The sequence below is a fragment of the Haemophilus haemolyticus genome (genome assembly GCF_003493685.1).
GTDB classification, from domain to species: domain Bacteria; phylum Pseudomonadota; class Gammaproteobacteria; order Enterobacterales; family Pasteurellaceae; genus Haemophilus; species Haemophilus haemolyticus_O.
The window spans coordinates 1-13120 of sequence record NZ_QQJW01000011.1 but is presented as its reverse complement, the minus strand read 5'-3'; the positions used below and the strand labels follow the sequence as shown (position 1 = coordinate 13120).

The following is a 13120-nucleotide window of genomic DNA, read 5'->3' as shown; positions in this document are numbered from 1 at the left end:
GCATTTATTTTAAGGAAGAAAAATAAAAGGAAAAATTATGCACGAATTATCTCTTTGTCAAAATATGCTGGAAATAGTAGAACAACAATGTAAAAGTCACGATATAAAAAAAGTCACGGATCTTTGGTTGGAAATTGGCGCACTCTCTTGTGTAGAACCTGACGCATTAGAATTTTGTTTTGATATAACCTTTCAAGGTACGGCTGCTGAAGGCTGTAAACTACATCTCATTCCTATAGCAGCGCAAGCCTGGTGTTGGCAGTGTCAAAAATTGGTTGAGATACAAGCGCATCATGATTCTTGTCCAAATTGTGGCAGCATACACTTGCAACGACAAAGTGGTGATGAATTACGTATTAAAGAAATTGCCTTTGAATAAACCGCTCTTTTTTAGCATTTCCAATATTCTTACCCATATCATATTTCATTAAGCATAAAAAAGGACAGGCATAAAGCCTGTCCTAATCATGATAAATATTATAATTAAGCCACAAGTGCGGTTTCTTTTAAACGAGATTTGAGCTTAGTATATTCAGTTACAACATAGTGCTCAGCCCAACGTTGATCTTCAATTTTTTCGATACGCACCGCGCTGTATTTATATTCCGGAGTACGAGATCCCGGATTTAAATGTTCAGCAGTGAGTTCGTTACATTTTCCGATCCACCATTGGTAAGTCATATAACACGCACCTTTGTTAGTACGAGAACTTACATCAGCACGAGATATAACTTTACCACGAGATGAAGAAATCCAAACAAGCTCATTATTCTTAATGCCTAAAGCTTTCGCATCTTGGTCGTTCATTTGAACAAATCCCGGTTCGTCAGCCAACGCAGCAAGTGCACGGCAGTTACCCGTCATTGAACGGCAAGAATAGTGACCAACTTCACGCACGGTAGAAAGCACTAATGGATATTCTTCAGAGACTTCTTCCATTGGTGGTTCCCAATCGCAAGCAAAGAACTCTGCTTTACCATTTGGACGGTCGAAGATTTGACCTTCATATAAGTATGTAGTGCCTTGATCTTCAGGGCCTTCATCTGTACATGGCCATTGAATATAACCCAAGCCTTCCATTTTTTCGTAAGTTGCACCTTTATAAATTGGGCAAAGCTCACGCAACTCATCCCAAATTTCTTTGGTGTTGTTGTAATGCATTGGATAACCCAAAGCTTGTGCCATAAGACTAATGATTTCCCAGTCGTCTTTTACATCACCAACAGGATCCACCGCTTTATAGAAACGTTGGAAACCACGGTCAGCCGCACTATAAACACCTTCGTGTTCAGCACAAGATGTTGCTGGTAAAATCACATCCGCTTCCGCTGCCGTTTGAGTCATAAAGATATCTTGAACGATAATAAACTCAAGATCTTTAAAGGTTTGTTTCATTGCATTCAAATCAGGTTCAGTTTGTAAAGTATCCTCACCCATAATATAGAATGCTTTGAGTTTACCTTCTGCTACAGCATGTGGTACTTCACTCAATGGTACACCTGGTTTGGTTGGAATAGATGGTACTCCCCATGCTTTCGCAAATTTAGCGTTGATTTCTGGATCCGCATAGCTTTGATAACCAGGTAAAGTATTATATAAAGCCCCCATGTCACATGCGCCTTGTACATTGTTCTGACCACGCACAGGGTTTACACCAACATTTGGTTTACCAAGATTACCCGTCAACATTGCTAAACTTGCCAACGCACGTACAGTTTCCACACCTTGACGGAACTGACATACCCCCATACCCCAAAGAATTGTCGCAGTTTCAGCTTTCGCATAAGTGCGGGCAATTTCTCTCAACATTTCAGGCTCAACGCCAGTGATATGTTGAGTTGATTCAGGTGTATAAGCTTTTACAGTTTCATAGAACGCATCGAAATTTTCGGTATGTTCATCAATGAATTTTTGATCTTGTAATCCTTCTTCAAGAATCACATTCATCATTGCATTCAAAAATGCGACGTTACTACCATTGGCAAGTGGCGCATAAATATCAGCAATACGAGCGGTTTCAATTTTACGAGGGTCACAAACAATAACCTTCGCCCCTTTTGCTTTAGCGTGGTTAATACGACGCGCTACAATAGGGTGAGATGTTGAGGCATTATAGCCAAAGATAAATACACATTTAGTGTCTTCAATCTCAACGATTGAGTTGGACATCGCGCCATTACCCACTGATTTGAGCAGACCTGCTACAGATGGGCCATGTCAGACACGTGCACAACAGTCAATGTTGTTATTGCCTAATACCGCACGAGCAAATTTTTGCATAACGAAATTCACTTCGTTACCTGGTCCACGAGAAGAACCCGTTACCATAATTGACTCGTTGCCATATTTTTCTCTAATTTCTTGTAAACGTTTTGCTGAATAGGAAATTGCTTCTTCCCAGCTCACTGGCGTGAACGGCTCGCCACGTTTGTAGCGAATCATCGGTTGAGTTAGGCGAGGAGTGAGGATTTTTGTGTCATGCACGAAATCCCAGCCATAATATCCTTTCAGGCAAAGCTCCCGTTCGTTTGTTTTACCGTTTGCACCTTCAGCACCCACAATTTTGTTGTTCTCAACCAATAGATTGATCTTACAACCTGAAGCGCAATACGGACAGACAGTAATCACTTTTTTAATTGTCATAGTAATGTCCTTATTTTAGATAACCAGAATGAATTACTCATTCCGAGTAATATAATACGCCTAAATAAAGAACATAGGCTTATAAATTCTGTGGATTTTTTGATATAAAACAGGTTTTAGCTAGTTTTTTAATATTCTGAGAAAACTCAAAGAAAAATGACCGCACTTTTGATAGCGAGGTCATTAGAAGATGTGTATAAAAATTGGTGTGAATAATAAGGCTTTACAAATATCAAATTTTATTTATTTTTCTTATTCAAATGAATCTGCTTTTCAACATAATTTACCATCTGTAACGCAATATCAATCTCACTTGTTTTTTCAATCATTTCTAAGCCTGGGCTTGCATTCACTTCTAAAACCAATAATCCATTTTTCGAACGAATTAAATCCACACCAGCCACATCTAAACCGATAGCTTTTGTTGCTTGAATGGCTATCTGCTTTTCTTCATCGCTTAGGGTAATTTTTTCAGTTTTTCCGCCACGGTGGCAATTCGCTCGAAACTCACCATCTTGTCCAATTCTCTGCATCGTTGCTATAACTTGATCACCAATCACAAAACAACGAATATCCGCATTGCCCGCTTCTTCGATAAAATCTTGCTGCAGCATAGCTATATTGGTTTGTTTAAAAGCTTCCATAATGCTCACCGCACTTTGTGGTTTTTCAGCCAAAATCACCCCAATACCTTGTGAACCATTTAGCATTTTTAAAATTGTCGGCGAACAGATATGAGCTATCGTCGCCTGAGCTTGTACTTCACCGCCACTTAAAAGTGAATTGGGAACAGGAACACCAACCTTCAGCAAAAGTTGTAAACTTTTCCACTTATCACGCGCATTTAAAAATGCCTGAGATGAATTTAAACAAAAAGTCCCTTTGCCTTCAAAATGCTGTAAGACTGAGCATCCCATTTGTGTACTTGTTGTGCCAAATCGAGGCAAAACAGCATCATAATCAGGCAATAAATAAGGTTTCGACTCTGAATTTTCTTGATAAAAAATCTGAAAATGCGGTGGATTTTGCGAGAGTTTTAAGAGGCAACGATTCGGATCTAAAATATCCATCTCATGCCCTTGGTATTTCGCAGCTTCTTTTAAGCGTTGGCAACTATAAAGACGAGGTTCGCGGCAAAGCATTAGTAATTTCATAATATTTAACTCATTGTCTACGATGTTCCGTATATTACACGAATAAAAACACTTTATGTAGACGATAAAAATCAGGTAGAATTGCCTAGAATTTTTAACTCAAAAAAGGAAATCTTATGTTCGTTGTTATTTTTGGTCGTCCTGGCTGCCCTTACTGTGTACGTGCAAAAAACCTTGCTGAAAAATTAAAAGGCGAAGTTGCTGATTTTGACTATCGTTATGTGGATATTCACGCAGAAGGCATTACTAAAGAAGATCTATCAAAATCTGTCGGTAAACCAGTAGAAACCGTACCACAAATCTTTATTGATGAAAAACCAATCGGTGGTTGCACTGACTTTGAAGCATTAATGAAAGAGCAATTTGGTATCGTTGCTTAATTTTTCTTTTTAATTTATACAAAAAAGCCACTTTCAATCGAAAGTGGCTTTTTTCATAGAATCGCTTTAACCATTATAACGCTTAAAAATTAATGTTGCATTCGTACCACCAAAACCAAAGCTATTTGACATGACAGTTTGTAATCCTGCATTTTCTTTCGTCTCAGTAATGATGTTGCAACCTTCAGCAGCTTCATCTAAGGTTTCGATATTAATACTTGGTGCAATAAAATCATTATCCAACATTAATAACGTGTAAATTGCTTCGTGTGCACCTGCTGCCCCTAAAGAGTGGCCAGTCATTGATTTAGTTGAAGAAATCGCTGGGATTTTATCACCAAATACATTTTTAATTGCACCTAATTCTTTCACGTCACCAACTGGTGTAGATGTACCGTGTACGTTGATGTAATCAATTGGGGTATCGACAGTTGCCATTGCTTGTTTCATACAACGCTCTGCGCCTTCACCGCTTGGTGCCACCATATCGTAACCATCAGAAGTTGCGCCATAACCTACAATTTCAGCGTAGATTTTTGCACCGCGAGCAAGTGCATGTTCTAATTCTTCCACAACCACAACAGCACCACCACCAGCAATAACGAAACCATCACGATTTGCATCATAAGCACGAGATGCTTTTTCTGGCGTTTCATTATATTTAGTTGAAACTGCCCCCATTGCATCAAACTCAGTCGCACATTCCCAAGATAATTCTTCTGCACCACCAGCAAAAACCACATCTTGTTTGCCTAATTGAATTAATTCAACCGCATGACCAATACAATGTGCAGAGGTTGCACAAGCAGAACTGATTGAATAGTTCACACCACGGATTTTATAAGGGGTGGCTAAACAAGCGGAAACACTTGAAGCCATAGTTTTCGTTACTGCATAAGGGCCAATTGCTTTTACACCGCGAGGGCCACGTACCGCATCACACGCCACTAATTGATTATGTGCAGAGCCCGTACCAGCACCAATAACTAAACCAGTACGATCATTAGAAACTTGATCTTCTGTTAAGCCTGCATCTTCAATCGCTTCACGCATAGAAAGATAAGCATAAGCCGCTGCATCACCCATAAAACGGAACACTTTACGATCAATGTGCTCGCTTGGGTTTAATTTGATTGTTCCGGCAACATGGCTACGCATATTCATTTCAACAAACTCAGGCACAACTTCAATACCTGATTTCCCTGCTTTTAATGAAGCCAATACTTCTTCTTTGTTGTTACCGATACTTGAAATAATCCCAAAGCCTGTAATTACAGCTCTTCTCATTGCTTCTTCCTTATTGTTTTATATGTAAAAATAACGGCTCAAAATTACTACGAAATAAAAATATTTCAAGCAATAATTCATTTGTTCGACCAGTTTAGAAAATCGCGTTATTATACGCAAATTTCATTAGGCAAGGAAGGAATAAAAAATGACCTTTAGCGTGCAACATGCTGAGATTCACTTCAATCAAAACCATATTCCCGTCTCAGATCAATTCGATGATGTCTATTTTTCTAACGAAAATGGATTGGCTGAAACAGATTATGTTTTTCTACAAGGTAATCAACTTTGGGAACGTTGGATAAGCCACAACGAGGCTAATTTTGTCATCGCTGAAACAGGATTTGGTACAGGATTAAATTTCTTTGCAGCAACCAAATTGTTCCGTGAATTTCGCCAGCAACACGAGAATCATCCTTTAAAACGCCTAAATTTTATTTCCTTTGAAAAATATCCGCTAAAAATCACCGCACTTTCGCAAGCACATCTTGCCTATCCGCAGTTTGAAAATTTAAGCGCTCATTTGCAACGTTATTGGCCTTCATTGATTCTAGGTTGTCATCGTATTCATTTTGAAGAGACCACGTTAGATTTATGGCTTGGTGATGTCTCAGAAAACTTGCCACAACTTGGCGATTATATGAATGAACGTATTGATGCTTGGTTTTTAGATGGCTTTGCGCCAAGCAAAAATCCTGAAATGTGGAATGATGATCTCTATAACTTGATGTTTCGTTTCACGAAACCCAATGGTTCTTTTGCCACCTTCACCGCAGCAAGTGCGGTCAGAAAAGGACTTGAATCTGCAGGCTTTAATGTGACCAAGCGTAAAGGCTTCGGCAAAAAACGAGAATGCTTAAGTGGGGTAAAAATACAATCAAAATCTACCGCACTTTCGACACCTTGGTATCTTGCTCAGCCTGCGAAAATGGAAAAACAAGATGTCGCTATTATCGGCGGTGGTATTGCTTCTCTTTGTGCTGCCATTTCCTTAGTAAAACGTGGGGCAAAAGTTACCATTTATTGTGAAGATGACGCGCTCGCACTCAATGCCTCAGGCAATAAACAAGGCGCATTTTATCCGCAACTTAGCGATGATAATGCGCTCACCGTTGATTTTTACCTGCACGCTTTCAGTTACGGTCGCCAATTACTTGATTGGGTAATCGCACAAAACATAGCGTTTGAGCACGAATTTTGTGGCGTGGCACTATGTGCTTACAACGAAAAAAGTGCGGTTAAATTAACAAAGATTTCTCAACTTGGTTTACCGAACGAAATCTTCCAAATGCTGAATGCTGAACAACTTAGTGAAAAAGTGGGATTACCGCTTAATTGCGAAGGCGGTTGGGTTGCACAAGGGGCTTGGCTTGCACCAAGACAATTTGTTCAAAATGCCTTTTCATTTCTTGAAAAGCAGGGTGTCGTCATTAAAACCTCACAAAAAATTACCGCACTTTCTCAACAAGAAAAAGGTTGGGAACTAGAAAATACGCAAGGTCAAAAATACCGCCATGAAGTCGTCATTCTTGCGAACGGATATAAAATTACTGATTTTATTCAAACAGAAAAGCTACCGCTCTACCCTATCCGCGGGCAGGTCAGCCAAATTCCAACATCAGAAAATTTACTAAAACTAAAATCTGTGCTTTGTTATGATGGTTATCTCACCCCAGTCGATCAATTAAAAACCTCACATTGCATCGGTGCAAGCCATGTTCGTGATAACATTGATCGCCATTTTAGCGAACAAGAACAACAAGAAAATCAACAAAAACTCCAACAAAATATCGCCCAACTATGGACTCAAGATGTGGATACATCAGGTAATCTCGCTCGTGTAGGCATCCGCTGCTCCGTAAGAGATCTTGTCCCAATGATTGGAAACGTACCGAATTTTGTCCAACAAAAAGAAGATTATCACAATATCTTTAACCTCCGTCGTCGAAAACAATCTATTCACAGTGCGGCCAATTTTCAGAATCTTTTCTTAACGGCTGCCTTAGGTTCTCGCGGGCTTACCTCCGCCCCACTCTTAGGTGAAACCTTAGCTTCAATCATTTATGGCGAGCCATTACCTATAAGCGAAGCTATATTACATAATCTTTCAGCTAATCGAGCTTGGGTGAGAAAGTGGTTGAAAGGTTCGAAAGTTGAATAATTTTTTATTCTTAATGCTATTACCTGTTTTCCTAATAAATACTTTCTGAAAATTGAAACGCACGCTATAAAGCGTGCGTTATAAATTTGAAATAATAAAAAGATTATCAGGATTAAATTACTTAACCTTCCCACAATTCAAACAATACAAATACTGACCTTTAGGATCATTAAATTTAGTTAATACATTCAATTCTTTTTGTAATTTTTGAATTGGAGCAGGCAAACCAAGCCATTTAACTAACTGCTCTTGCGCCCCTTTTTTAGTATCGCGCAATAAGGTGCTAATTAAACTAACGTTATCATCTGTAAACCATTCCACGCTAAAATCTTGTACTGCAGTATCTTGGCGTTGATTCACTAATTGCTCTGCTTTATTAACCGCTTCATTAAAAGAACCTATCTCATCCACTAAACCATTTTGGAATGCATCACTGCCTAACCAAACCTGACCTTGAGCCAGTTTATCTACTTGTGTTTTAGAAAGCTGGCGACCTTTGCTGACAATTTCTAAAAATCTATCATAGCCATGCTCAATTTCTGTTTGATAAATATCTTGCACGGGTTTTGCTAACTGAGAAAACGCAGATGTATTGGCTAATTCAGTGGTTGAAACACCATCTGCATTCACGCCTATTTTCTTAATACTATTTTCGAAAGTCGGGAACATCGCGAAAATACCGATAGAACCTGTAATGGTGTTTGCATCGGCAATAATATAATCTGCAGTAGATGAAATCCAATACCCACCAGATGCTGCCATGGCTCCCATAGATACAATCACAGGCTTACCAATTTTCTGTAAATTTTCAGTCTCTTGTCGGATAATTTCTGAAGCAAAAGCACTACCGCCCGGTGAGTTGACTCGTAAAACAACGGCTTTTACTGAGTTATCATCGTGAGCTTTACGGAGAATTCGTGCAATGGTATCACCACCTGCATTTTCTTCATCATTTTCACCATCTATAATCGTTCCTTCAACATTCACGACCGCAATTTTATTCGGTACATTGTAATGTTCTAAACGATCAGGCAGTTGAGTCAAATAATCATCAAGTTCAATGAGATTCGCTTTCTCGTCACTCCCTTTACCAAAAAGTGCGGCTAGTTTTTTATCTAAATCCAAACGAGTTACAACATCAGTTACTAATCCACGTTGTTGTGCGTATGCCGTACTATTGCCTTTTAACGCTTTAAGTTCTGCAAGATACTGTTTCGTATTCGGCAAAACGTTATCTTTCTTAATCTTGCGATTTTCGCTGACTGATAAAACATAGTTGTTCCACATTTCACCTAACCAACGCTGCATATTTGCTTTTGCCTCAGCCGACATATCGTTGCGTAAAAATGGTTCTACCGCGGATTTATAAGTCCCTACGCGGAAAATATGTGGTGTAACGGCTAATTTGTCGAGCATTTCTTTGAAATACAAATTCTCTTGCGATAAACCGTGAATATCCACATTTCCAATTGAATTTAGATAAATTTCATCAGCAAAGCTCGCTAAATAATATTGTACTTGGGAATAATTATCCGCATAGGCAATCACCGGTTTTCCTGCATTTTTAAACTGGCTGATAGCGCCACCAATAAAATCTAATGCGGGTAAATCCGCCCCTTCAAAATAATTAAGATCGAGCACTAATCCTTTAATTTTAGGATCATCTTCCGCTTGCTTAATGGCAAATACCACATCAAACGTCGAAATTTTTCTAGGGACGTACTCGCCATTCAATTCGCTTAGCGCATCTTGCCAACGAAGTGTTTCATCTCGGTTGTCCGCTAGATAGCCATCTAAATTCAGTAATAACGCACCTTCCCCTGTTAATGTTGTAGATTTTTTTCCACCGCTTGAAAAGCTAATGATCGCCACTAGCAATAGTACAAAGCCTAAAAACACAACATTCATCACAAGATCACGAATAAAACATAGCGCTTTCCAACATAATTTTAATACTCGAAACATACAAATTACCTTTAAAAATTTTGCGCTAGCGTATCACAAAGCCTTGTCAAAAACTATGCTATAATCCACCGCACTTTTATTCATAGGGAATAATAAAATGGACGCGTTAACTCTTTTAACAACAAGAAAATCAAACAAAAAATTGACCGCACCTGCGCCTAATGCTGGACAGCTTGAATTTATTCTCCAAGCAGCAATGCACGCACCAGATCATGGGAAATTACATCCTTATCATTTTGTTGTAATGGAAAATGATGGATTAAATAAATTGGAAACGCTACTTAAAGCTGCCGTTGTGGAATTTGATTTGGGTGAAGAAAAATTAAAGAAAGCTGAAAATTTAGCACATCGCGCACCTATGGTCATTGGTGTCGTAGCAAAGATCGATCCAACTATCGCTAAAGTACCTGGATGGGAACAAATGTTGAGTGCAGGTTGTGCAACTTATGGATTACAACTGGCTGCACAAGCGCAAGGATTTGATAATGTGTGGATTTCAGGGAAATGGGTTAATGGCACTGCATTACGTGAAGCTTTCGGATGTCGTGAACAAGATCGTGTGATTGCGTTAGTCATGATTGGCACAGGCATGGAAAAAGCCGAACGTGAATGCCGTGTTATCGATACAAAAGATTTTGTAACCTATCTATAAAATATTTCTTGCTTTCCTCAAAACACTGAGGAAAGCAAGATATTGCCTACTCTTCTTCCAATTCATCCGCCATTGCTGCCAATATTTCTCGTGTAAGAAGGGCTAATGCACGATAAAAAGGCAAAGTTGCTTGATTTTCTACTTGAGTTAGAAACTTCGCTGCACAAGGCAATAAAAAGGTTTCAAAGAATTCTTGCTGAGCCACTAAAGAATCCGAATTATCTTCAAGCCAAGAGGCGGTAAGCAATAATAAAGCACAATGATCCGCGCTTTCCACCTCTGGCATATTGCGTACAAGGCGAAAATTCATAAATTCTTCAACATCAATGTCATAAGCTGAAATAGCAGTCATAACTTTACCATTGGTACCAAACAATTTTTGATACTCTTGGTTCAATAAATCGAGATCAATTTTAGCTTGTAAGCTATTCAGCGCTAATTCACTTTCTTTATCAGTATCTAACGCCCAAACTTGACTCAAACCTTTTTGCTGTAACCAAGCAAACGCGCCTGCAAGTACTTCATCGATAGGAGAACGATAAAAAAGATTACCGAATAATCGACTAATTAATGAAAAATTATTAATTTGTTTTTCAGACATTACGCTTTTTCCTTTAAAAGTGCGGTCAATTTTTCTTTTGTTTTTTGAGCTGCAAGTTCAATCATTGCCTTACGCGCCTCATCATCAATTAAATGAATATCACCGAATAATTCAAACTCAACATTTTCAATGCCACAGTAATTAAACAATCCATTAATCAAACAATGATTGAGGGACTTATCTACACCAAATTCTTTATATTTATCAACATTACTGCCAATCGTAATAAATTGCTGCATTTGCTTATTTTTTAGCAATCCCACTGATTCGCCATTTTCCGTTTTATAAGCAAAGCCATGGCTTAATACGCGATCTAAATAGCCTTTCAAAATCGATGGAAACCCCATCCACCAAAGGGGATAAACCAACGTAATTAAATCCGCTTGAAGAATAAAATCATGCTCTTGCTGAATATCTTCTGGAATAATACCTTTGTTAGCATTCTGCAATTCTTCATGAGATAAAATTGGATTGAAATTCATTTCATAAAGATCACGAAAAAATACATTTACACCATTTTCTTGACTAATTTGCTCAATACGATTGGCAATCGCTCGCCCAAAACTACGCTCTGAATTAGGATGAGCAAAAATAATTAAGTGGTTCATTTTTCTTACCTATTTGTAGGGAAATAAAAAGTGGCAAAAGTCTATCAAAATAGACCGCACTTTGCATATAAAATCACATAAAAAAAGCGGGCATAGCCCGCTCTCTTATTTGCATCATAATTATGCTGCGTTTTTGCGTTCTTCTTCCATACATACTGCCGCAGTAAATAATACGTCAGTTGATGAGTTTAATGCCGTTTCAGTTGAGTCTTGTAAAATACCGATAATGAAACCAACACCGATCATTTGTGCAGCTACATCATCAGAAATACCAAATAAGCTACATGCTAATGGGATTAATAATAATGAACCACCTGCCACACCAGATGCACCGCAAGCACAAAGTGCTGCAACAATACTTAATAAAATCGCACTAACAAAAGACACTTCCACACCTAATGTATGTACTGCCGCTAACGTTAAAATTGTGATCGTGATTGCAGCACCCGCCATATTGATGTTCGCACCCAATGGAATAGAAACAGAATAAGTTTCTTCATCAAGGTTTAAGCGTTTTGCTAATTCAATATTCACAGGGATATTTGCCGCAGAACTACGTGTAAAGAATGCGGTTACACCACTTTCGCGTACACAAGTCCATACTAATGGGTACGGATTACGACGAATTTTCCAATAAACTAATGCTGGGTTAATAACAAAAGCAGTAAATAACATTGTACCGATTAATACTGTAAGTAATTGCACATACCCCCCTAATGCGACTAATCCTTTATCAGATAAGGTTTCAGCCACTAAACCGAATACACCAAATGGCGCAAAAGAAATAATGACGTGAACAATTTTTGATACGCCTTCAGCGAAATCAGATAATACGTTCTTAGTTGCATCAGATGCATGACGTAACGCCAAACCTAAACCGATAGACCATGCTAATACACCAATAAAGTTTGCTTTGAAAATCGCATTTAATGGATTGTCTACCACATTTAAAATAAGGGTAAATAAAACTTGCCCAACAGCTTGCGGCGCTGAACTTGCATCTTCTTTGGTTGCAAGTACAACTTCTGTTGGGAATACGAAACCAGCAATAACAGCAACAAATGCAGCTAGGAATGTGCCTAAAAGATAAAGCACAATGATTTCTTTCATATTGCTTTTCGTACCAATCTTACGGTTTGCAAGCGCAGCCATAACAAGGAAGAAAATCAAAATTGGCGCAACAGCACGCAATGCTTTAACAAAGATGCTACCTAAAACGCCTACTTTTTCCGCAATATTAAAACCCAAAGCACCTTCAAGTGCAGGTCCAACAAGCGCAATAATGATCCCTAGAACTAAACCAGTTGCAATTCTTTTTACTAAATTGCCCTGGAATAACAGACGAAATAAACGAGATGTGTTCATACTTTTATCTTTCTTTTTAATAAATTTAACTTCAGATTGTTACCAATCCACCTACAAGGGAATTAAAGATAGCGTAAATTCTTATCGAAAGAAAATATTTTTTGTTATTTTTTATCCAATAAGTGAACTTTTTTCTAAATTTGTTAGATATTTTCTAAAAACATACTTATAAAAAAATTTGGGGCTGTACTAGATAACTAGATCTAAATCCCCTTAACTAATTGTTTTAAAATGGAAATTTGAGATTTTATTTCACTGTTGTTAAAACGCCATTCACATTCCTTTAAATATAGCTCAAAATGCT

11 protein-coding genes and 1 pseudogene are annotated in these 13120 nt (G+C 38.3%); 4 read left to right on the top strand and 8 right to left on the bottom strand.

Annotation, left to right across the window (positions count from 1 at the left end):
• Positions 1 to 37: 37 nt before the first annotated feature.
• Entirely contained in the window at positions 38 to 379 is a 342-nt protein-coding gene (gene hypA, locus DV434_RS08370; RefSeq protein ID WP_005633520.1) for a hydrogenase maturation nickel metallochaperone HypA, read from the top strand.
• Between the two features lie 104 nt (positions 380 to 483).
• Here the strand turns inward: hypA and fdhF are convergent, their stop codons facing one another.
• Together fdhF and DV434_RS08360 are read right to left on the bottom strand one after the other, a co-directional pair.
• Positions 484 to 2643 (bottom strand): formate dehydrogenase subunit alpha, encoded by a 2160-nt coding sequence (fdhF, locus tag DV434_RS08365; RefSeq protein ID WP_232604891.1) that lies wholly within the window; start codon positions 2641 to 2643, stop codon positions 484 to 486.
• A gap of 239 nt (positions 2644 to 2882) precedes the next feature.
• A complete protein-coding gene (locus tag DV434_RS08360) occupies positions 2883 to 3797 on the bottom strand; it encodes a RimK family alpha-L-glutamate ligase (protein WP_118785738.1) in 915 nt (304 codons plus the stop codon).
• A 116-nt stretch (positions 3798 to 3913) separates the two neighbouring features.
• Here DV434_RS08360 and DV434_RS08355 point away from each other — a divergent pair, with 116 nt between their 5' ends.
• Positions 3914 to 4177: a GrxA family glutaredoxin gene (locus tag DV434_RS08355; protein WP_005628952.1), complete on the top strand. Its 264-nt coding sequence runs from the start codon at positions 3914 to 3916 to the stop codon at positions 4175 to 4177.
• Positions 4178 to 4243: 66 nt separating this feature from the next.
• Here DV434_RS08355 and fabB read toward each other — a convergent pair whose 3' ends face one another.
• A complete protein-coding gene (gene fabB / locus DV434_RS08350) occupies positions 4244 to 5464 on the bottom strand; it encodes a beta-ketoacyl-ACP synthase I (protein WP_118785737.1) in 1221 nt (406 codons plus the stop codon).
• A gap of 148 nt (positions 5465 to 5612) precedes the next feature.
• Between fabB and mnmC the strand changes: the two genes are divergently transcribed.
• A complete protein-coding gene (gene mnmC, locus DV434_RS08345; RefSeq protein ID WP_118785736.1) occupies positions 5613 to 7625 on the top strand; it encodes a bifunctional tRNA (5-methylaminomethyl-2-thiouridine)(34)-methyltransferase MnmC2/FAD-dependent 5-carboxymethylaminomethyl-2-thiouridine(34) oxidoreductase MnmC1 in 2013 nt (670 codons plus the stop codon).
• Between the two features lie 117 nt (positions 7626 to 7742).
• On the opposite strand, the gene sppA is transcribed toward mnmC, so the two are convergent.
• On the bottom strand, positions 7743 to 9590 hold the full coding sequence (gene sppA / locus DV434_RS08340) for a signal peptide peptidase SppA (protein ID WP_118785735.1): 1848 nt from the start codon (positions 9588 to 9590) through the stop codon (positions 7743 to 7745).
• 97 nt (positions 9591 to 9687) lie between these two features.
• Between sppA and DV434_RS08335 the strand changes: the two genes are divergently transcribed.
• The gene (locus DV434_RS08335; protein WP_118785734.1) at positions 9688 to 10242 is read left to right on the top strand and encodes an NAD(P)H nitroreductase; all 555 of its coding nucleotides are present in this window, start codon (positions 9688 to 9690) and stop codon (positions 10240 to 10242) included.
• A 46-nt stretch (positions 10243 to 10288) separates the two neighbouring features.
• Here the strand turns inward: DV434_RS08335 and DV434_RS08330 are convergent, their stop codons facing one another.
• The 4 genes and pseudogenes from DV434_RS08330 to DV434_RS08315 form a co-directional block, all read right to left on the bottom strand.
• Positions 10289 to 10843, bottom strand: a complete 555-nt coding sequence (locus DV434_RS08330) for a TorD/DmsD family molecular chaperone (protein WP_118785733.1) — start codon at positions 10841 to 10843, stop codon at positions 10289 to 10291.
• A complete protein-coding gene (locus DV434_RS08325; protein ID WP_111407862.1) occupies positions 10843 to 11451 on the bottom strand; it encodes an NAD(P)H-dependent oxidoreductase in 609 nt (202 codons plus the stop codon). The genes DV434_RS08330 and DV434_RS08325 overlap by 1 nt, the downstream gene beginning before the upstream one ends.
• Positions 11452 to 11571: 120 nt before the next feature.
• Positions 11572 to 12816, bottom strand: a complete 1245-nt coding sequence (sstT, locus tag DV434_RS08320) for a serine/threonine transporter SstT (RefSeq protein WP_118785732.1) — start codon at positions 12814 to 12816, stop codon at positions 11572 to 11574.
• 203 nt (positions 12817 to 13019) lie between these two features.
• Positions 13020 to 13120, bottom strand: a pseudogene (locus DV434_RS08315) (IS1595 family transposase); the annotation flags it as partial.